This window comes from Patescibacteria group bacterium (genome assembly GCA_020148045.1).
Lineage (GTDB): Bacteria > Patescibacteriota > Minisyncoccia > Minisyncoccales > GWA2-38-27 > JAHCRG01.
Genome location: JAHCRG010000006.1, coordinates 106078 through 125673, shown reverse-complemented (window position 1 = coordinate 125673; position 19596 = coordinate 106078). Strand labels below are relative to the sequence as shown.

20 protein-coding genes and 3 tRNA genes are annotated in these 19596 nt (G+C 35.2%); 7 read left to right on the top strand and 16 right to left on the bottom strand.

Features of this window, described 5'->3' with window-relative positions; genetic code table 11:
• Nucleotides 1–4 precede the first annotated feature (4 nt).
• The 13 genes from def to KJA13_02135 form a co-directional block, all read right to left on the bottom strand.
• On the bottom strand, nucleotides 5–499 hold the full coding sequence (gene def, locus KJA13_02195; protein MBZ9577825.1) for a peptide deformylase: 495 nt from the start codon (nucleotides 497–499) through the stop codon (nucleotides 5–7).
• Between the two features lie 63 nt (nucleotides 500–562).
• A tRNA-Trp gene (locus tag KJA13_02190) sits at nucleotides 563–635 on the bottom strand.
• 9 nt (nucleotides 636–644) lie between these two features.
• Nucleotides 645–806: a 50S ribosomal protein L33 gene (gene rpmG, locus KJA13_02185; GenBank protein MBZ9577824.1), complete on the bottom strand. Its 162-nt coding sequence runs from the start codon at nucleotides 804–806 to the stop codon at nucleotides 645–647.
• Nucleotides 807–813: 7 nt separating this feature from the next.
• A tRNA-Thr gene (locus KJA13_02180) sits at nucleotides 814–887 on the bottom strand.
• An 8-nt stretch (nucleotides 888–895) separates the two neighbouring features.
• Nucleotides 896–980: transfer RNA gene (locus tag KJA13_02175), tRNA-Tyr, on the bottom strand.
• A gap of 26 nt (nucleotides 981–1006) precedes the next feature.
• Nucleotides 1007–1690, bottom strand: a complete 684-nt coding sequence (gene trmD / locus KJA13_02170) for a tRNA (guanosine(37)-N1)-methyltransferase TrmD (GenBank protein MBZ9577823.1) — start codon at nucleotides 1688–1690, stop codon at nucleotides 1007–1009.
• 75 nt (nucleotides 1691–1765) lie between these two features.
• On the bottom strand, nucleotides 1766–2080 hold the full coding sequence (locus KJA13_02165) for a KH domain-containing protein (protein ID MBZ9577822.1): 315 nt from the start codon (nucleotides 2078–2080) through the stop codon (nucleotides 1766–1768).
• 126 nt (nucleotides 2081–2206) lie between these two features.
• Nucleotides 2207–2668: a 30S ribosomal protein S16 gene (gene rpsP / locus KJA13_02160; GenBank protein MBZ9577821.1), complete on the bottom strand. Its 462-nt coding sequence runs from the start codon at nucleotides 2666–2668 to the stop codon at nucleotides 2207–2209.
• Between the two features lie 13 nt (nucleotides 2669–2681).
• On the bottom strand, nucleotides 2682–3374 hold the full coding sequence (gene rnc / locus KJA13_02155) for a ribonuclease III (GenBank protein MBZ9577820.1): 693 nt from the start codon (nucleotides 3372–3374) through the stop codon (nucleotides 2682–2684).
• Complete coding sequence (gene nusB, locus KJA13_02150; GenBank protein MBZ9577819.1) at nucleotides 3374–3799, bottom strand: transcription antitermination factor NusB; 426 nt, start codon at nucleotides 3797–3799, stop codon at nucleotides 3374–3376. The genes rnc and nusB overlap by 1 nt, the downstream gene beginning before the upstream one ends.
• A 5-nt stretch (nucleotides 3800–3804) precedes the next feature.
• Entirely contained in the window at nucleotides 3805–4089 is a 285-nt protein-coding gene (gene rpmF, locus KJA13_02145) for a 50S ribosomal protein L32 (protein ID MBZ9577818.1), read from the bottom strand.
• A gap of 34 nt (nucleotides 4090–4123) precedes the next feature.
• The gene (locus tag KJA13_02140) at nucleotides 4124–4759 is read right to left on the bottom strand and encodes a ribonuclease HII (protein ID MBZ9577817.1); all 636 of its coding nucleotides are present in this window, start codon (nucleotides 4757–4759) and stop codon (nucleotides 4124–4126) included.
• A 63-nt stretch (nucleotides 4760–4822) separates the two neighbouring features.
• A complete protein-coding gene (locus tag KJA13_02135) occupies nucleotides 4823–5173 on the bottom strand; it encodes a hypothetical protein (protein ID MBZ9577816.1) in 351 nt (116 codons plus the stop codon).
• A gap of 178 nt (nucleotides 5174–5351) precedes the next feature.
• On the opposite strand from KJA13_02135, the gene KJA13_02130 reads away from it, so the two are divergent.
• The 6 genes from KJA13_02130 to KJA13_02105 all read left to right on the top strand — a co-directional run bounded on the left by KJA13_02130 (nucleotide 5352) and on the right by KJA13_02105 (nucleotide 15240).
• Nucleotides 5352–5921 carry a hypothetical protein gene (locus KJA13_02130; protein ID MBZ9577815.1) on the top strand — a complete coding sequence of 190 codons (570 nt, stop codon included), beginning with the start codon at nucleotides 5352–5354 and terminating at the stop codon, nucleotides 5919–5921.
• 127 nt (nucleotides 5922–6048) lie between these two features.
• Nucleotides 6049–9216, top strand: coding sequence for a DNA polymerase III subunit alpha (locus KJA13_02125; GenBank protein MBZ9577814.1), 3168 nt, complete (start codon nucleotides 6049–6051; stop codon nucleotides 9214–9216).
• Entirely contained in the window at nucleotides 9213–10913 is a 1701-nt protein-coding gene (thrS, locus tag KJA13_02120) for a threonine--tRNA ligase (GenBank protein MBZ9577813.1), read from the top strand. Before KJA13_02125 ends, thrS begins: the two co-directional genes overlap by 4 nt.
• Before the next feature lie 27 nt (nucleotides 10914–10940).
• Nucleotides 10941–12563: a hypothetical protein gene (locus KJA13_02115; protein ID MBZ9577812.1), complete on the top strand. Its 1623-nt coding sequence runs from the start codon at nucleotides 10941–10943 to the stop codon at nucleotides 12561–12563.
• A 76-nt stretch (nucleotides 12564–12639) separates the two neighbouring features.
• A complete protein-coding gene (locus KJA13_02110; protein MBZ9577811.1) occupies nucleotides 12640–13974 on the top strand; it encodes a hypothetical protein in 1335 nt (444 codons plus the stop codon).
• An 87-nt stretch (nucleotides 13975–14061) separates the two neighbouring features.
• Nucleotides 14062–15240, top strand: a complete 1179-nt coding sequence (locus tag KJA13_02105) for a MiaB/RimO family radical SAM methylthiotransferase (GenBank protein ID MBZ9577810.1) — start codon at nucleotides 14062–14064, stop codon at nucleotides 15238–15240.
• Nucleotides 15241–15280: 40 nt separating this feature from the next.
• Here KJA13_02105 and KJA13_02100 read toward each other — a convergent pair whose 3' ends face one another.
• Nucleotides 15281–15535 (bottom strand): hypothetical protein, encoded by a 255-nt coding sequence (locus tag KJA13_02100; GenBank protein ID MBZ9577809.1) that lies wholly within the window; start codon nucleotides 15533–15535, stop codon nucleotides 15281–15283.
• Nucleotides 15536–15609: 74 nt separating this feature from the next.
• Between KJA13_02100 and miaA the strand changes: the two genes are divergently transcribed.
• Complete coding sequence (gene miaA, locus KJA13_02095; protein MBZ9577808.1) at nucleotides 15610–16497, top strand: tRNA (adenosine(37)-N6)-dimethylallyltransferase MiaA; 888 nt, start codon at nucleotides 15610–15612, stop codon at nucleotides 16495–16497.
• Here the strand turns inward: miaA and gatB are convergent.
• Together gatB and KJA13_02085 are read right to left on the bottom strand one after the other, a co-directional pair.
• Complete coding sequence (gene gatB / locus KJA13_02090) at nucleotides 16477–17937, bottom strand: Asp-tRNA(Asn)/Glu-tRNA(Gln) amidotransferase subunit GatB (protein MBZ9577807.1); 1461 nt, start codon at nucleotides 17935–17937, stop codon at nucleotides 16477–16479. The genes miaA and gatB overlap by 21 nt on opposite strands.
• Nucleotides 17934–19595 carry an FAD-dependent thymidylate synthase gene (locus tag KJA13_02085; GenBank protein MBZ9577806.1) on the bottom strand — a complete coding sequence of 554 codons (1662 nt, stop codon included), beginning with the start codon at nucleotides 19593–19595 and terminating at the stop codon, nucleotides 17934–17936. The genes gatB and KJA13_02085 overlap by 4 nt, the downstream gene beginning before the upstream one ends.
• Between the last annotated feature and the right edge of the window lies 1 nt (nucleotide 19596).

Sequence of the window (19596 nt, the reverse complement as noted above, 5' to 3'; positions counted from 1 at the left end):
TGTTTTAATGAATTGAAAGATACTTTAGTTTAAATCTTAATTTTTTGATAAAACTTAAGCGGTTGAAAAACAAAATTCCATCCAAATGGTCAATTTCGTGCTGGAAAACTCGAGCCAAAAGTCCTTTTGCTTTCAACTTAATTTTTTTCCCTTTTATATCTAATCCCTCAACTTCTACTTCTTCAGCTCTTTTTATTTCTAAAAAAATTCCGGGAAAACTCAAACAGCCTTCCTCTTTTTTTTCTTTTTCCTGGCTCTTTTTGATAATTTTAGGATTAACCAAAGCTAAAATCCGCTGACCCTCTAAATCAGTTTGAACAACAATTACTCTTTTCAATACCCCAACCTGAGGAGCTGCCAAACCAATTCCTTGTCCTTTTCTCATTGTTTGAACCATATCAACAATAAGTTTTTTTATCTTCTTATCCACTCTCCCTACTTTTTTGCATTTCTCTCTCAAAACCGGCTCATTAAATTTTTTAATCTCTAAAATCGCCATATTATCATTTTATATTATTTCAGCTGAAATTAAAAGATGCGTTGAGAAACGCATCTATTTTTGCGGGTCCGCCAGGAGTTGAACCTGGAACCTCTGGTTTTGGAGACCAGCGTTCTGCCAGTTGAACTACGGACCCTTATTCTTCTTATTTCTTCCCTTCCTTATGTACCGTATGTTTTCTGCACCATTTGCAGAATTTTTTCAAATCTAATTTCTCCTCGGCTAATTTTTTTGATTTACGAGTAAAATAATTTATCCTTTTGCAAACTTCACATTGAAGCTTTATAAACGGTTTCTTCTTTGCCATACCCCTGAGCCAGGAGTGAGAGTTGAACTCACGACCCCGTCATTACCAATGACGTGCTCTAACCACCTGAGCTATCCTGGCAATTATTGTGGGTGCGGTCGGAGTCGAACCGACGGGGCCCATACGGACATCAGTTTTACAGACTGCTCCTACCCCCTATAGGACTACGCACCCTCCAAGCTATCTTACCACAAAAATAGCTATTTTTCAATGATTTTCCTGTGTTTTCTTCTCCATTCCTCAATCTTTTTATGATTGCCGGAAAGCAATATTTTTGGAATCTCCCAATCTATACCCTTTTTAGGAGAAAAAACTTCTGGACGAGTATATTGAGGATACTCAACAAATCCTTTTTCTTTGGTAACTCTTTCTTTCAATAATTGTGGTTTTCCTAAAACGCCGGGGATTAATCTGGCTATTGTCTCTATTACTACCATAGCTGGAAGCTCCCCGCCCATTAAAACATAATCCCCTATTGACAATTCAACATCAGCAATATGTTTAGCTACTCTCTCATCAACCCCTTCATACCTTCCGCAAATTAAAATTACCTGATTCAATTTACTGAATTGATAAGCCATTTTCTGATTAAACTTTTTGCCCCGAGGAGTAAATAAAATCACTTTTGTTTCTTGTTTCTTGTTTCTTGTTCTTTTTTTTAAAGCCGATACGGCTTTAAAAATTGGCTCCACCTTCATCACCATCCCAAGCCCGCCGCCAAATGGCTTGTCATCAACAGTTTTGTGTTTATCAGAAGTCCAGTCTCTCAAATTACGAACATTAACTTTTATTAGTTTTTTCTTTATAGCCCGCGAAATCAAACTCTCTGAAAGATAAGAGTTAAAAATCTCTGGAAAAATTGTAACGATATCAAACTTTATCATAAAACTTAAAACAAATGAAAACAGTCCTACCATAATAGTAGCACTGTTTTCCGAAAAGATAAATCTTTTCCGAGATTACAGCTTCAAATCTTCCAATCCTTCAGATGAAGCTTTTTTCCCTTGAGCAGCTGTTCTACCACCTTCCGGCTCTTCAATCTTTAAGTTCACTCTGGCGTGATTTTTTAAGCCAACAATTCGAACTAAAGATCTAATAGCCCTAGCAGTTGAACCAGCTCGACCAATGATTTGACCCATGTCTTCAGGATTTACTTTCAAAGAAAGTAAAACTCCCATTTCGTCAACCTTTCGGTCAATTTTGACATCTTCTGGGTGGTCGACCAGTGCTTTTACAATAAACTCAAGGAATTCCTTGTCAGTATCTTTTGCCATAAGTCGTTCAAGTTAATTTTCTTACTAAGTAGCTCGACCTTTTCTGTTCGCCTGATTCTCTATCTATCCAGAGAATAGGAATCTTAAAAGCTACTATTTTTAATTATACTCTTTAAAAAGATTGTGTCAAGAGCTAGTTGCCTCTTTAGGTTTCTCTTTTTTCTCTTCTTTTGGTTCTTGAGTTTTAACTTCTTTTTTGGGTTCTTCAGGCTTAGCAGCTTCCTCTTTTGGTTTCTCCTGCTTGGCTTCTTCAGACTTAGCTTCTTCCTTAACTTCTTTCTTGCCCGCCGTAACTTCAGCGGAGGCGGGTTTCTTCTCTTTCTTCTTTTTATGAAGAGGAATCTTTTTACCTTCCAAGATTTTTTCTTTCACTAATAAATTATTAACACTATCTGATAGCTTAGCTCCTACTGAGAGCCAATATTTAATTCGCTCCGCTCTCAACATTTTTTCTTTGGTTAAAGGGTTCCAAAATCCAACTTCCTCCACAAAACGACCACCTCTTGGCGGCCTTCTCTTATCAGTAACCACAATCTTAAAAGAAGGTTGATTTTTTTTACCGACTCTGAAAAAACGAATACGAAGCATAAAATTATACTAATTACCAAGTCTTTATTTTCAGGGCTTCTTTGGCTGCTGCTTCTTCTGCCTCCTGCTTTGAAGAACCCTCCCCTTCCGCTATTAAATCTTTGCCAAGAAAAACACCGACAACGAAATGCTTAACATGATCCGGGCCCCACTCTTTCAAAACTCTATAAATAGGGGTAACTCCTAATCTCTCTTGAGATTCTTCCTGAAGGTGTGACTTAGCATCTTTAAAAAGACGGGCTTCAATAATATGGGGTAATTCTTTTATTAAATGTTTCTCAATAAAATCTTTACAAGAATTTAATCCCTGGTCAAGATACAAACTTCCAATAAATGCCTCAAGAGTATCAGCCAAAATATCCTGCCGAGCTTTACCTTCTTCCTTTAATTCTCCCTGGGAAAGCAAAAGAAAATCATTAAAACCCGAATTTTGGGCAATTTTTGCCAGCATTTTAGCATTGACCAAAGCTGCTCGCCAAGTAGTCAACTCACCTTCTGATTTTTTAGGATAATTTCGAAATAAGTATTCTGTAACTACTTCTTCTAATATTGCATCTCCTAAAAATTCTAATCTTTCATTATGGGAAAGCTTAAGATCAGGATTTTCATTTAAAAAAGACCTATGAACAAAGGCCTGAACAAGTAAATCTTTATTTTTAAATTTTAAATTTAATTTTTTCTCTAATTTTGAAAAATCTTTCTTAATCATTTTTTTTCTATTTCTTTATAGACGGTGCCGAGGACGCCATTAATAAACTTTCCGGAACTTTCTCCACCAAAAGTTTTAGCCAACTCAATTGCCTCGTTTATTGCAACTTTTGGAGGAACTTCTTCTTTGTTTCCATATAAAAGCTCATAGAGCCCAATTCTTAAAACATTTCTATCAACAATAGTTATTTGTTCAATCGGCCATTCAGGAGCTGCTTTCTCAATAATCTTGTCCAGGTCAGAAAGCTTTGAAATAACTCCATTAACTAATTGCCAGACAAACTCCTTATCTTCAAGCCCTGGTCCAAATTCTTTGATGTTTTTCTCAACAATCTTCTCTAAATCCTCTGATTTTTTACCAGAAAAGTCCCATTCATATAAACTTTGCATTGCTATTGAACGTGATAAATGTCTTGAAGCCATAATAATTATCTTTTAGAAAGTCCTTCCATGCTCAATGGCTTTCCTTTCTTTTCTTCTTTTTCTTTGGCTGCTATTTCTTTTTGTTTTTTCTTCTTTTCCTTCTTGGTCAATTTCTTCATAACATCAATCGCTTCTATTCCTTTGTAATATCCGCAGTTTAAACAAACAGTATGAGGCAAAACCAGCTTACCGCATTTTGGACAAGGCGTTAATCCCGGAGCTTCAAGAAAAATATGCATCCTCCGTTGATTCCTTCTTGATTTCGTCTTTCTTTGTTTTGGAACAGCCATAATAAGTCTATCCTAACAAAATAATCAAAACTTTTCAATAGTTGCTAACCGGTCTAAAACTCCTTCTATGAATTTTACAAGGTCCATGTTTTTTAAGCATTTTCCGATGTAGTTTGGTTGGATACCCTTTGTGTCTATCAAAACAATAACAAGGGTATTTTTTATGATATCTGAACATCATTCTATCTCTGGTAACTTTAGCAATAATACCGGCAGCAACGCAAGAAAAAACTTTTTCATCTGCTTTAATAACTGATTTCTGCGGAATATCTAAGTTTATGCCGAAATTCCCATCAACTATCAAAAAATCAGAGCAAGAACATTTCTTCTCTAAATTCCTCACTGCTCTTTTCATTGCCAATTTTGTTGCTTCTAAAATATTGATTCTATCTATAACCTTCTCTGAAACCCGTCCTATCCCCCACTTTATTTTTGGCGTCTCAAGCAGAATCTTGTAAATCTCTTCTCTTTTTTTAAAACTTAGTTTTTTTGAATCTTTTAAATTAGATATTGGATTATAGATGTTAGATTCTGGATTTTTTTTAAAACAAACTGCGGCAGCTACCACTGGTGCCGCTAACGGGCCCCTTCCACTCTCATCTATTCCAACCACCATCTTATATCCCTTTCTCCACAACTTCCTTTCCTCATTAAAATTAGGGTATTTCATTTTATTATTCTAACATGCTAAACGATAATTAAAAAAAAGCGGTTTTAAGAAACCGCTTCTTTATTACTCTATGTCAATTTGTTTTGCATCCCAAAAAAGAGAATCGGTATCTGGTAGAGCTTTAGCTGGAAATTCCATCAATGGATTGCCTAACAAACTAATAAACGTAGAAGTTAAAGTTAGGCGCTTATCTTTTGAGGGATTAGAAACACGAAGAGCATAAAAACTATAACCAGGAGGGTTAGACGATTTCTCTTTGGTAATGCGAAAATAAGTATCACCTACTCTGCCTTCAATCATTTGATCCTTTTTAGGCCTCGCTCCCCCAGCTATAACCGGGAGCTGAGAGAGAAGTCTTCTTAGCCCCCTCACGGTTATTGTCATCAAATTTATTTCAGTTCTTTTCTTACTCATTCATCTCGTCCTCCTTTCTTTTTTTAAAAGGACAATTAATACTTCGTTTTATTAGAATTATAGCAAAATATGTCTGAAAGTCAACAAAAACTTGACGGGATTGGCGGATGGGTATATAGTGTGAGTAGTTCAAAATTTGGTCTTTATTAACAGAATATTTCTTGAAAGGATAAAAAAAATGAAAAAGGAAAGAAAGTATAAGTTAATGTGGAGATGGTCTTTAATAACAGCGGGCTTGATTGCTCTTTTCTGGGCAATCTGGTATCTGGCAGCAGGATCAGTTCCAGTGGTAACCAGCATTAAAATGACAGGAAATTGGACCTTAGAGCTTCCCTTTGGAGTATCTCGCTGGTGGGGTATCTTAATAGGGCCTATTTGGTCTATCGCCCTGATTTCTCTTTCTACAAGTGAGATAATTAAAAAAGATGAAGATCTGGTCATTGGTCTGATCGTTGGTCTGGCCGTTGGTCTGCTCTTTGGCCTGGTCGTTGGTCTGGACGCTGATCTGGTCGTTGGTCTTGGCTTTGGTCTGGTCGTTGGTCTGGCCGTTGGTCTGGTCGTTGGTCTGTTCTCTGGCCTGGATAATAGTCTGGGCCTTGGTCTGGGCTTTAGCCTGTTCTTTGGTCTGGCCGTTGGTCTGCTCTTTGGCCTGGTCGTTGGTCTGGGCTGTGGTTTGGGCGTTGGCCTAGGCGTTGTATTAAAATGGATATTTCTAAGGATTTCCGGAAGACAACCGGGAATTGGCTGACTGCCAAACATACCAACCAAACTGCAAAGGCCGGGAAGGTGTAACCTCTCGGCCTGTTTTAATTGAGAGACCAGGTCTGCCAATTTTTTCTCTTGCATTACATTCTCTGGCAATGTAAAATGGTATAATGAAGTTCGCTCACCTCCACGTCCATAGTCACTATTCCCTGCTTGATGGGCTGCCAAAGATTGATGAGCTTTTGGATTATGTTAAAGAATTAGGAATGAATTCTGTGGCTTTGACTGACCACGGAGTTTTGTATGGAGCTGTAGAGTTCTATAAAAAAGCTAAAGAAAGAGGAATTAAACCAATAATTGGCTGTGAGGTCTATGTTGCCCAAGAAGGAATGGACCAGAAAAGGCCAAACATAGATGATAAAAGATATCATTTGGTCCTATTGGCAAAAAATGAAGAAGGTTATAAAAATTTAGTTAAACTTATAACTAAAGCTCACCTGGAGGGCTTTTATTATAAGCCAAGAATTGACGATAAGCTCTTGGCAAAACATTCCAAAGGACTTATTGCTATGACTGCTTGCTTAGCAGGAAGAATTCCTCGTTTAATAGTGGCAAAGAAATTTGAAGAAGCAGAAAAATTAGTCCAGAAATATCAAGAAATTTTTGGAAAAGATAATTTTTATTTAGAACTTCAACATCATCCAAATATCAGAGAACAAAAAATTGTAAATGACGAATTAATTTCTATTTCCAAAAAATATGGAATTCCCTTAGTGGCAACTAATGATATCCACTATTTAAAACCAGAAGATACTGAAGCCCAGGATATCTTAATGTTAATTAATACCGGCGCTAACCCAAATGACCCGGAACGGCTAACTATCAAAGCAGATGACTTTTCATTAAGAACTCAAAAAGAAATGGAAGAAGCGTTTAAAGATATCCCTGAAGCTATTGAAAATACTCAAAAAATTGCGGAACTTTGTAATTTTGAATTTGAACTCGGAAAAACCAAGCTCCCTTATTTTGAAGTTCCAAACGCTAAAACTCCAGATGAATATCTGGAAGAACTCTGCAAACAAGGATTAAAAAGACGTTTCAAAGATAATACAAACAAAGAAATTATAGATAGATTAAATTATGAACTTTCAGTTATTAAACAAACTGGCTTTGCTTCTTATTTTTTAATTGTTCAAGACTTTGTCAATTGGGCTAAAAGTCAAAGAATTGTTGTTGGCCCAGGAAGGGGTTCAGCGCCCGGCTCTTTAGTTTCTTATTTACTAAACATCACTAATGTTGACCCTATTAAGAATAATCTTCTTTTTGAACGTTTCCTGACCAGTTCCCGTATTTCAATGCCTGATATTGACCTTGATTTTACTGACAGAAGAAGGGATGAAGTTATTGACTATGTAGCTCAAAAATATGGAAGAGATAAAGTTGCTCAAATTATCACTTTTGGAACAATGGCTGCCCGGGCAGTAATCAGAGATGTTGGCCGGGCCTTAAATTACACTTATAATTATTGCGACCAAATTGCTAAAATGATTCCTTTTGGCTTTACTTTAGATGAAACTTTAAAAAGAGTTGCTGAATTCAAAAACATTTATGAAACCGATGAACAAGCAAAAAAGTTAATTGATTTAGCAAAGAAACTTGAGGGAGTAGCTCGCCATGCTTCAACCCATGCTTGTGGTGTAGTAATGTCCGACCAGTCCCTTTCAAACTTAATCCCGCTTCAACATCCTACCCAAGATGACGAAAACATTGTTACCCAGTATGAAATGCACTCAATTGAAGATTTAGGACTTTTAAAAATGGACTTTTTGGGTCTGAAAAATCTGACTATTATTGAAGATACTTTATCACGAATATATGTTCTTAGAAACGGACTTAAGGTAGATATTGAGAATATTCCCTTAGATGATAAAGAAACATTTAAAGTTTTACAAAAAGGAAACACAAAAGGCATCTTCCAATTAGAAGGAGATGGTATGACAAGATACCTAAAACAATTAAAGCCAACTGAATTTGAAGATATTGTTGCTATGATTGCTCTTTACCGACCGGGCCCAATCCAGTTCATCCCAGATTACATTGCCAGAAAACATAAAAGACAGAGAATAGAATATTTACACCCAAAACTAAAACTGATTTTAGAAAAAACTCAGGGTATTTGTATCTATCAGGAACAACTAATGCAAATTGCCCAGCAATTAGCTGGCTTCACACTTGCTGAAGCTGATGTTTTAAGAAAAGCCGTTGGCAAGAAAATAGAGAGTTTGCTCCACAGCCAGGAAGAAAAATTTATTAAAGGGATGGTGAAGAATGGAATTAAAAAAGAGGTTGCCCAAAAAATCTGGCAGTGGACCTTACCTTTTGCCAGATACGGTTTCAACCGCTCCCACAGCTGTTCTTATGCAACGATTGCCTATCAAACTGCTTATTTAAAAGCTCACTATCCGGTTGAATTTATGGCTTCTCTTTTAACCTCTGAAAAAATAGATGTTGAAAGAATTGCTGTTTTAATTGAAGAATCTAAAAGAATGGGAATTGAGGTTTTGCCTCCAAATATTAATGAGAGTTTAAAAAACTTTACTGTGGTGCCCAAGGAAAATAAGATTCGTTTCGGACTTCTGGCTATCAAAAATGTTGGTGAGAATGTAATAGATGTAATTGTTGAAGAAATAAAAAACAATGGTGGCTTTAAAAACATTGAAGATTTTACTCAAAGAATTAATTCAAAGGATTTAAATAAAAAATCTTTGGAAAGCTTAATCAAAGCTGGCGCTTTTGACGAATTTGCTGAAAGAAGCCAATTATTGCATAATTTAGAAAGATTACTGGAATGGTCAAGAGAAACCCAAAAAGCGAGAATGAATGGCCAAAAGGGCCTCTTTGATGGAATCAGTTTAAATAATCACCTAAATTTAGTCCTTGCTACCCCAGCAACAAATTTTGAAAAATTAAGTTGGGAAAAAGAACTTTTAGGCCTTTATGTAACCTCCCATCCCCTGGAAGATTTCAGAGGAATTTTAGAAAGAAAGGCCTTACCACTTGCCGAAATTAAAATTGATAAAGGGGGTCAAAAAATTAGAGTGGGAGGAATTATCTCTGGAATTAAAAAAATCATTACCAGAAATGGCAAGCCAATGCTTTTTATAAAATTAGAGGATTTAACTGATAAAACCGAAGTTGTTGTTTTTCCGGGAATAATTGAAAGAAATCCTACTGTTTTCCAAGAAAATAAGATTGTATTTGTCTCAGGTAGGGTTAATAATAGAGATAATGTTCCCAAGATAATCGCTGAGGAAGTTGAAGAAATTATACAAAAATGAAAATTGATACCATTCGTCATTCATCGGCTCATATTTTAGCGGCCGCTGTTCAAGAGCTCTATCCAAGAGTGAAGTTTGGTATTGGGCCTGCAATTGAGCAAGGGTTTTATTATGATTTTGACAATTTGAAAATTTCAGATGCTGATTTGCCGAAAATTGAAAAGAAGATGAAAGAAATAATTAAGAAAGACGTTGTTTTCAAAAAGAAAAAAATCTCAAAAATAGAAGCCAAGAAATTATTCAAAAACCAACCCTACAAGCTAGAACTATCAGAGGCCGGGTCTCTGTCAATCTACCAGACAGGTGAATTTGTAGATTTATGCAAAGGGCCTCATGTTAAATCAACAAAAGAAATAAATCCTGATGCTTTCAAATTGACAAAAATTGCTGGTGCCTATTGGAAAGGTAATGAAAAAAATCCGATGCTCACTCGAATTTATGGAGTTGCCTTTAAAACTAAAAAAGAATTAAATGAATATCTTAAGGTCCAAAAAGAAGCAGAAAAAAGAGACCATAGAAAATTAGGACAAAAGTTAGAATTATTCAGTATTAATGAAGAGGTTGGGGCTGGCCTTCCTCTTTGGCATCCAAAAGGAACTATCCTTCGTCGTATAATTGAAAACTATATATATGAAGAACTAGATTCTCAAGGATATCAATGGCTTACTACTCCTCATATTGGACACCTGAATCTCTGGAAAACTTCAGGACATTGGGATTTTTATCGGGAAAATATCTATTCCCCTATTAAAATTGATGAAGAAGAATATTTATTAAAACCAATGAACTGCCCTTTTCATATTAAAATTTATCAATCAAAAATAAGAAGCTACAAGGACTTACCTATCAAATTCACTGAATTGGGAACTGTTTACAGATACGAAAAATCAGGGGTTTTGCATGGATTAACCAGGGTTCGAGGATTTACCCAAGATGACGCCCATATTTTCTGCACGCCAGACCAGATGGCAAAAGAGTTAACTTCTCTCCTAAAATATGGTCTTAAAATTCTAAAAACTTTTGGTTTTAAGGATTATGAAATTTATTTATCTACCCGGCCCAAAAAATTTATGGGAGCTTTAAAAATGTGGGAAAAAGCTACTAATTCTCTAAAGTATGCTTTTGAAAAATTGAAATTAAAATACCAACTTGACCCTGGAGGAGGAATTTTTTACGGTCCTAAAATTGATATCAAAATAAAAGATTCTTTGGGAAGACCCTGGCAATTAAGTACTTTCCAGATTGATTTTAACTTACCAAAGGCCTTTAATGTTTCTTATATTGATAAAAAAGGCAAAAAGAAAGAACCAATTATGATTCATCAGGCTTTGTTAGGCTCTCTGGAAAGATTTATCGGCATTTTACTTGAACACTATGAAGGAGCTTTACCCTTATGGCTGGCACCGGTTCAGGTCTGGGTTATTCCGGTAGGAGCTCGTCACAAAAAATATGCTAAAGAAGTTGGAAAAGAGCTGAATTCCTTTAGAGTAGAAGTTAAGGAAGAAAATGAAACTGTTTCTAAGAAAATTCGAGAAGGTGAAATCCAAAAAATCCCTTATATGTTAGTTGTTGGTGATAAAGAAATGAAAACAAAATCAGTCAGGGTAAGAGAAAGAAAGAAAGGAGATATTGGAATGATGAAAGTTGATAAATTTATTGATAGAGTTAAAATAGAAATAGAAACAAAGAAGAAGTGACAGAGGACGGGCCTCTGGAAACTTATTATGGCACAATTATCCCAACCTACTCAAAGACTAATACAACGTTATCAGTCCTGGTATCAATCCCTCCAGCCTACAGAAGAAGTGCCAACTATTCATGTGGACGAAGTCGCCTCAAAGGTGGCTGCTTTTTATGAGAAAATAAGAGGAATTATTGACTGGAAAGAAGAACATCTTCTAAAAAGAAGGGCAATTGAAAGAATATTAAAAAGACGGATTTTTTCTCAATTAGACCTAACTGATGGAAATTTTTCTGGAAGTTTAATTGCTAAACCTTTGGTTTTAGAGTTAATTCGAGGCGGCCACTTTCCAAATGATAAAATTGAAGAATCAAAAATTAAAGAAGTCCAAAAAGCAATTGATAAATATATTTTTATTCTAAATCACAGCTCCTCTGGTCCCGAAAAATCAAAACTTCAACTTTATAGCTGGCTCTCAGGAATTGCTGCCTGTGAAATAGAAGAAATCCTTAGCCCTTCTCTAAGGGAAAGAGCTCTAATAAATTATATGTTTGAATTGATGAAAGAAAGGATTAGATTAAATGAAGGGGTTTTCAAGATAAAAGGGGTAAGCGAAAAAGAAAAAAATGTTCAAGTTTATATTGCTGTCCAAAGGGCTCTTTTTAAATTAGATGCTCCGGTAATTAGTTATGAGCTTTTAAAATACCGGTACCCAGAATGGATAAACCTTTCAGAACTTCAACTTAATAATATTGCCAAAGATATTTATTCCATTAGAGAAAGCGTAGAAAAAGATTTAAATCATCTTTTAAATGACAAATTCTATCAAATCTGCGAAAGATACGATACTCCCTACTTGCTTTTAGGAGATGTTCTTTCCAAAGAGCCAACGGGAATTGAAGAAAAAGTATCAAAGCCAGAAGTTTTAGAAACTTTAATCAGAGAGGCCTATAACAAAAGGGTTAAAACCTTAAAATCGCGACTTGCCAGGGCAGCTTTCTACGCCACCTTATCTATTTTCCTGACCAATATTGTCTCACTTTTGGCTATCGAAATCCCAGCCACTAAAATCCTTACCGGTCAATTTAATTTCTTAGCTGTCGGAGTAGATATTTTAGGTCCTACTTTCTTAATGTTTCTTTTAGTTGTAACTATCAAACCTCCAAAAAAGGAAAACCAAGAACAGGTAGTAATGGAAGTTATGAAAATTGTCCATGAAAGAGAAAAAATGGATGTTTACGAAATAAAAACTTTTCCCAAAAGAAGCGTTATTTTAAGCGCAATAATAAATCTTTTCTATCTTTTGGGTTTCTGTCTTATTCTTGCTTTAATAATCTTGGGGCTCTATCAAGTGAACTTCCCTCCCCTTTCTTATGTAATCTTTGTTGTCTTTCTCTCTTTGATTGCTTTTGCTGGAGCAAAAATCAGACAAAGAGCTAAAGAGTTACAGGTAATTGAAGAGAAAGAATCATTTTTCCATTTCATTGTTGACCCTTTTGCTGTGCCCGTGATACAGTTAGGAAAGTGGCTAACAGTTAAATGGAAAAGATATAATGTTATAGCAGCCATATTTTCTGCCCTGATAGATATGCCCTTTTTGGTCTTTGTGGAGTTCTTAGAACAATGGAGATATTTTTTAAAAGAGAAAAAAGAAAAAATCCATTAACCCTACGAATTACGAGTTTTTACGAATCTACGAATTCGTAAATTCGTACAGGATTCGTTATTCGTTGATTATTTCTATGTGTCGTACAATAAAATTTATTTTGATCCCTGCAATTTGCTTGGGATTAATTATGGGTTTAACTGCTCTTGCCCAAGAAACTACTATCGAAGAAGAGGTAGAGCTTGATGAAGAGGTTAAACCAGAAGACCTGGGAGTAAAAGAGCCGAAACTTCTACCAGATAGTCCTTTTTACTTCCTAAAAGAATGGGGGCGAGGAATTATGTCTTTCTTTGCTTTCGGTAGAATTAAAAAATCAGAATTAGAGCAAGAATTCGCTAATGAAAAATTAATGGAGCTGAAAGCATTAGTTGAGAAAAATGGAGAGCCAAAAATATTAGAAAAAGCAACAGAAAAATATGAAAGAGCATTAGAAAGAATTCAGACTCGTGTTCAAAATATTAAACAGAAAGCAGAAGAAAATGAAGAAGTAGAAGAATTTCTTGATAAATTTACCAGACATCAATTTTTACACCAAAGAGTTCTTCAAAAATTAGAAAATCAAGTTCCTTCAGAGGTTTTTGAAAAAATAGAAGCAGCAAGAGAAAAACACTTAGAGAGCTTCGGTGAAGTAATGACAAAACTTGAAGACAGGGCAGAAAAAATCAAAGAAAACTTAGAAGAGAATATGGATGAGATAGAGGGAAGTAAATATAAAAACTTTAAGAATTTAGAAGTTCTAATAGAATTGGGAGAAAAAGTTCCAGAGCAAGCAAAAGAAGCAATCCAAGGAGCCCAAGAAAATGTTCTTAAAAGATTAAAGGGTGACTTGGAAAAAATGTCTCCTGAGGACCAAGAAAGATTTAAAGAATATATAGATAAAATTTCAGGTGATAAGGGGAAGCAGCTTGAAATCTTAGAAAATCTAAAATTTGAAACACCAAGACTTAAAGGAAAAATAATGGAAATACGAGAAAGAGTTTTGGAAAGAGTTCAAGAAAGGAACCGAGAAAGAACCTGTCCATTAATAGAAAAAATTGCTCCTGGTTTTTGCTCAAACGGAAGAATTGTTGTTGAAAGAGATGAAGCAGGCTGTGCAATAGAATTTAAATGCGTAATTCCCGCAGAGCTTGAGACCCCAACAACACCAAGCATATCTGAAGAGCCTGTGGCTTGTATTACTTTGTGGGACCCTGTTTGTGGAGTTAATGGAAAAACCTACTCAAATAGCTGTTATGCTAAAGTGACTAATGTAGAAATTGCTTATAAAGGAGAATGCAGAAAAAAAGAATGTGAAACCGATGCTGACTGTCCCCAACCAAGATGCGGTCCTGCAGGAACAATTACTGCAAGATGCACAGGAGTTAAAACTAAATGCGTAGAAGGCAAATGCCAGATAATTGAAGAAGAATAAACTCCCCTTGTGGAATACCTAAAACTCCGTTTACAAGCGGAGTTTTTAGGTTGAAAACCGAAGGATTTTATTGTAGAATCAATCTGTATGAAATACTTTCTAATTACCTATGGATGTCAAATGAATAAATCAGACAGCGAGAGAATTACAGCAGTTTTGGAAAACAAAGGGTATAAACCAGCTCAAAAAATTGATGGGGCTGATTTGATAGTAGTTAATATGTGTTCTGTTAGGCAATCAGCAGTTGATAGAGTTCATGGATTACTGCCGAAAATAAAAAACTTGCCTGCCGGCAGGCGGACTATTCTAACTGGGTGTATATTAAAAAAAGACAGAAGAAAACTTTCTGAAGAGTTTGATGAAGTTGTGGAGATTAAAGATTTGATTAAAGATATTGAACCAGAATACTCAAATAATTTCTCTGCTTTTGTGCCGATAATGAGAGGTTGTAATAACTTCTGCGCTTATTGTGTTGTTCCCTACACCAGGGGTGGAGAAACATCACGACCAGCAGAGGAAATTATCTGTGAAATAAAAAGATTAATCAAACAAGGATTTAAAGAAATCTGGTTATTAGGTCAGAACGTCAATTCATACTCAAATATCTCGTTCCCTCAACTTCTCAGAAAAGTTAATGATATTCCAGGAGAATTCTGGATTAGGTTTACTTCATCTCATCCAAAGGACTTCTCAGATGAATTTATTGATGCCATGACTAAATGCCAAAAAGTTACTAAATATCTTAATTTACCAGTTCAGGCAGGTAATGATGAAATTTTAAAAAAAATGAACCGTCCATATACTATTACTCAATACAAAAAGATTATAAGCAAAATTAAAAGAGAAATTCCAAATATTACCTTATCTACTGATGTAATTGTTGGTTTTCCAGGAGAAACAAAGAAACAATTTAATAATACTGCTAAACTTTTTAAAGAAATAAAATATGACATGGCATATATTGCTAAATATTCTCCAAGAGCGGGAACAGCAGCTGCCAAATTAAAAGATAATGTTCCTCAAAAAGAAAAACATAGAAGAGAAAAGGTTCTAACAGAAATCCTCAAACAAACTGCCCTTGAGAACAATAAAAAATATATTGGCAAAACCATTGAAGTTTTACCAACTAACTACAAAGATAAATTCCTAGTTGGCAAGTCATTTCATTATAAAACTGTAAAATTTAAAGGACAAAAAAATCTAATTGGAAAAATTACTAAAGTAAAAATCACCGATGCCCTTCCCTGGGGCTTAAAAGGAGAATAAAAAAAGCCGCTTATATAGCGGCCTACGCTTATATAGCGGCCTAAAAGTTAAAAGATAATAAATCGTTCATCCACTTCCAAGGATAACTAACCATAATCATCGCAATGATAAGCCCAATCCCCCCAAATAACTCTGCAACTGCTTCGTTCTTTATGCGGAAAATCCAAATAAAAAACTTCGCAAACAAAAAAGCAAGAGTTAACCATAAGAAAAACCAAAAGAACTGACTATAAACAACACAAGCAAACCAGGGAAGAGCGAGAAGTATCACAATAATCCAGATTAAAGCCGTCATTTTCTATCTCCTTGTATTTTAATCATTATATTAATTTTAAGGGTTCTAATTTAAATATAATATATTTAAAAAATATGTCAAGCAAATTAATCGTTATTGTGGGACCAACAGCTTCAGGCAAGACAGATTTGTCAATTAAGCTCGCTAAGAAGCTCAATGGTGAGGTTGTTTCAGCTGACTCACGACAAGTATATAAAGGCATGGATATTGGAACTGGCAAAGTAACAAAAAAAGAAATGAAAGGTATCCTTCACTATCTTTTAGATGTGGCTTCCCCAAAAAGAAGATTTACTGTTGTCCAGTATCAAAAACTGGCCTTGAAGGCAATAAAAAAAATCCATAAAAAAAAGAAAATCCCTTTTTTAGTGGGAGGGACTGGTTTTTATATCCAGGCAGTAGTTGATGGAATTGTTATCCCTGAAGTAAAGCCGGACTGGAAATTGAGAAAAAAGCTTGAGAAAAAAAGTATCCAAGAACTTTTTAAAATGCTAGAAAAACTTGATAAACGTAGAGCTAAAACTATTGAAAGCAAAAACAAAAGAAGATTAATAAGGGCTCTTGAGATTATTATTAAAACTAAAAAGCCGGTTCCCTTATTAAAAAAGAAACCTTTTCAATTTGAGGTTTTAATAATAGGAATCAAAAAAAGCCCTAATGAGCTTAGAGAACTAATAAGAAAAAGATTATTAAAAAGGTTAAAGATTGGGATGATAGCTGAAATTAAAAGATTGAAAAAATCAGGGCTTTCCTGGAAACGTTTGGAAGAATTTGGCTTGGAATATAAATATATTGCTCAATATCTTCAGAAGAAAATAACTTATGATGAAATGGTGGAAAAAATTCAAAAAGAAAGTGAACATTTTGCCAAGAGACAGATGACCTGGTTCAAGCGCGACCACCGAATCCACTGGATAAAAACCCACTCCCAAGCAGAAAAACTCTCAAAGAAATTTCTTCAATAACTGCTGGACAGTATCGGGTTTGGCGCGGCCGCGGGTGGCAGCCATCACCTGCCCTACCAAAAACTGGAGGGCATTTTCTTTTCCTTTTTTATAATCTTTAATTGCTTTTGGATTTTTTGAAATCACCTCTTTTATAATTTTCTCAATCTCTCCTGTGTCAGTTAATTGAGTTAAACCTTTCTCTTCAATAATATGAGAGGGGTCAGCTCCGGTCTTAAACATTTCTTCCAAAACCGTCTTGGCAATCTTGCTTGAAATTCTACCTTCATAAATCAAAGTAACAAATTCAGCAAAATTCTCTGGAGTAATTAAGAAGTCCCCTTCAATAACTGAGGCTCTTTTAAGTAGTCCTTGTAAACCTGTAATAATGTAATTTACAGCAAACTTGGTTAATTCCAAGAATTCTTCTTTTCCAACTTTTTCTTTTGTTTCTATTTCTTTTACCCAGTTTCTAAGTTCTGACATTACTTTTTCAAAATACTCACCAAGATATTTATAAAAAGTGAAGATTTCAATAGATTTCTCATCCAAATTATATTCCTGAGCCAATCTCCCTCTCCTCTGTTGAGGAAGTTCGGGAATCTCTACTTTAATCTCCTGAATAAACTTTTTATCTAAATGAAGGGTCGGTAAATCCGGCTCCGGGAAATACCTATAATCGTGAGCTTCTTCTTTTTCTCTCTGGCTCACTGTTATTCCTTTTGTTTCATCCCAACCCCGAGTTTCCTGAACAACTTTCTTCCCTTTGTCTAAAATTTCTGTTTGTCTTTCAACTTCATAATCAATTGCTCGCTCTACTGCCCTGAATGAATTTAAATTTTTAATTTCTACTTTCGTGCCTAATTTCTGACCCTGACTTAAACTAATATTAACTTCAACTCGCAGTTGTGCTTTTTCCATATCAGCATCAGAGACCCCGAGATATCTTAAAATTAATTGTAGTTCTTCAGCAAACCTCCTTGCCTCTTTAGCTGAATTTAAATCCGGCTCTGTAACTAATTCCATTAAAGGAATACCAGCTCTGTTAAAATCAACTAAAGAGCTGTCTCCAGAGTGAATCAATCTGCCAGTATCTTCTTCTAAATGAACTCTCGTGATTCTAATTTTCTTTTCCCCGATTTCCAAATATCCGTTTTTACAGAATGGCTTATCATATTGAGATATCTGGTATCCCTTTGGTAAATCAGGGTAAAAATAGTTTTTTCTATCAAATTTGGAGGTCTCGGGAATTTTACAATTCAAAGCCAAGCCAGTTTTTATTGTTTTTCTTACTGCTTCTCCGTTTATAACTGGCAAGCTTCCTGGTTGGGCAGTACATATTGGACAAATATTGACATTGGGATGTCTTTCATTCGGGTCATTCTTGCAAGAACAAAACATTTTGCTCTTTGTTTTAAGCTCTACATGTATTTCTAAACCTACAATAGGATTATATTTCATGATTTTTGTTGGAAATATTGTTTTAATTCTTTTTCTTTCTTTTCGATTTTCTCTGAAGCTTTGCGCCGAGCAAAATCATAACTTCCCATATCAACCAAAAGATATTTTCCAATCAAAGGATAGATTTTTTGAACTAACCTTATTTTCTCTTGCTCTATTCTCCGATAATCAGGATGTCCTTCTGGAATAGTTCTAAGTTCTGTCTCCCAAAAGAAAGACCTCAAATTCTGATATTGAATAAATCTAATCCGGTGCCCAAGAGCACAGCAATATTGAGCAACATCTGGGTCAACTTTTTCCACTTTTTGGAATAATTCAGCAACTCTTGAAACTGCCTCACTAAATTCTCTATCAAGACTTGCCTCTTTAAGCTCTTCTGGTATATCAAACCCATTATAAACATTGAATCTTTCTCTATACTGAGTATGGATACGATGACGGTGCAAGTCGCGCCAGGCACCAATATTCATTAAAATTTCAAACTTTAAATAAGCATTTTCAAAAGCTCTGGGAATTTTATAGTATTTAAACTTTCTATCTTTTAAAACTTCCTGGAGAATTTTTTCCTTATCTGCAGTTGATAAACGTCTTACTTTTTGAAGGACTTGTTCGTAGGGCTCGTGAAGCTCTAAATAAAGTAGGCTGGCAATTATCTTGTTTTCACCATCTGAATCATACTCAAGCAATCTAACCGGAGCTTCAGAAGATGTCTTTTCTTTCCGCCAGTTAATTTGCTTGAGTGCTTCTTGAACTCTACTTCCTCTTTCTGATAAATATGTTCTGTATTTTTGAGAATCCTCGCTTTCTACTCTCCTCAAAAAAGCAGGGATAATCTTGCTTAATTCCTCAAAAGCTCTTTGGCCTGCCCAACGTATTTCTCCTAATTTGTGATTTAAAGACCTGTTTATTAAATATTCAAAGGCCTGGCCATTTCCAAAAAAAGAAATTTGGCTAAGAGTTGCTGTGGGCAAAATTTTCCGGATAGTATCAAATGTCTTTGTTTTTAGTAAACTTTCTTTTTCTTCAGGATAATGTTTTTTCAGATACTCAAAGTATTTTTCTAATAATGAACTATATGTTTCAAAAAGACCATCCATTACTCCTCTATATTCTTCAATCAAGCCCATCTTTTCTAAAGTTGGGTCAATATAGTAACGATAATGGTTGTCAATCTTAGATGAATAATCAACATAACGGGTTGATTTCTCAATAGGAGCAATGCCAAGACGCATATCCTCAAAGTGCTTTATCGTAACCTGGGAAAGAGCTGAATAAATAAGATGGGTGCCGGCCATTTGAGCGATCGAATCATCGCCAAATTGGGCAAGCCATTTGATATAAAATTCTCGTCCTTTAGGATTTGAAAAGATTAGTTCTATTGGATATTTGTGCAAAAAATCAATTAGAGCATTCAAAGATTTTCCATATTCATTTTCTTTTTGCAAAAACGGCTTTATAAACTCATTTAAAAAAATAGTTCTCAAGTCCTCTTTTGCCCTGCTTGTCCTTGAGCATAAAGCGCCGATTACCTCTGGTGGCAAAAAGGTCACGGCAAACACTGACTTATCTAAATTAGTAAAAAAGGGCTGAAGCGAGTAACGGTCTTTTTCAGAAAGCTCTAATTTTTCAGAAAGAGGAGCAAACTTTTCAAGTTCCATT

Excerpts from the sequence above, each read along its gene's own strand:
- KJA13_02100 (MBZ9577809.1), bottom strand. The coding sequence starts at position 15,535 with ATGACGGCTTTAATCTGGATTATTGTGATACTTCTCGCTCTTCCCTGG.
- KJA13_02130 (MBZ9577815.1), top strand. The coding sequence starts at position 5,352 with ATGAAAAAGGAAAGAAAGTATAAGTTAATGTGGAGATGGTCTTTAATA.
- gatB (MBZ9577807.1), bottom strand. The coding sequence starts at position 17,937 with ATGAAATATAATCCTATTGTAGGTTTAGAAATACATGTAGAGCTTAAA.
- def (MBZ9577825.1), bottom strand. The coding sequence starts at position 499 with ATGGCGATTTTAGAGATTAAAAAATTTAATGAGCCGGTTTTGAGAGAG.
- nusB (MBZ9577819.1), bottom strand. The coding sequence starts at position 3,799 with ATGGCTTCAAGACATTTATCACGTTCAATAGCAATGCAAAGTTTATAT.
- rpmG (MBZ9577824.1), bottom strand. The coding sequence starts at position 806 with ATGGCAAAGAAGAAACCGTTTATAAAGCTTCAATGTGAAGTTTGCAAA.
- rpsP (MBZ9577821.1), bottom strand. The coding sequence starts at position 2,668 with ATGCTTCGTATTCGTTTTTTCAGAGTCGGTAAAAAAAATCAACCTTCT.
- KJA13_02115 (MBZ9577812.1), top strand. The coding sequence starts at position 10,941 with ATGGCACAATTATCCCAACCTACTCAAAGACTAATACAACGTTATCAG.
- KJA13_02125 (MBZ9577814.1), top strand. The coding sequence starts at position 6,049 with ATGAAGTTCGCTCACCTCCACGTCCATAGTCACTATTCCCTGCTTGAT.
- KJA13_02135 (MBZ9577816.1), bottom strand. The coding sequence starts at position 5,173 with ATGAGTAAGAAAAGAACTGAAATAAATTTGATGACAATAACCGTGAGG.
- KJA13_02165 (MBZ9577822.1), bottom strand. The coding sequence starts at position 2,080 with ATGGCAAAAGATACTGACAAGGAATTCCTTGAGTTTATTGTAAAAGCA.
- KJA13_02140 (MBZ9577817.1), bottom strand. The coding sequence starts at position 4,759 with ATGAAATACCCTAATTTTAATGAGGAAAGGAAGTTGTGGAGAAAGGGA.
- trmD (MBZ9577823.1), bottom strand. The coding sequence starts at position 1,690 with ATGATAAAGTTTGATATCGTTACAATTTTTCCAGAGATTTTTAACTCT.
- miaA (MBZ9577808.1), top strand. The coding sequence starts at position 15,610 with ATGTCAAGCAAATTAATCGTTATTGTGGGACCAACAGCTTCAGGCAAG.
- KJA13_02110 (MBZ9577811.1), top strand. The coding sequence starts at position 12,640 with ATGTGTCGTACAATAAAATTTATTTTGATCCCTGCAATTTGCTTGGGA.
- KJA13_02085 (MBZ9577806.1), bottom strand. The coding sequence starts at position 19,595 with ATGGAACTTGAAAAGTTTGCTCCTCTTTCTGAAAAATTAGAGCTTTCT.
- thrS (MBZ9577813.1), top strand. The coding sequence starts at position 9,213 with ATGAAAATTGATACCATTCGTCATTCATCGGCTCATATTTTAGCGGCC.
- KJA13_02105 (MBZ9577810.1), top strand. The coding sequence starts at position 14,062 with ATGAAATACTTTCTAATTACCTATGGATGTCAAATGAATAAATCAGAC.
- rpmF (MBZ9577818.1), bottom strand. The coding sequence starts at position 4,089 with ATGGCTGTTCCAAAACAAAGAAAGACGAAATCAAGAAGGAATCAACGG.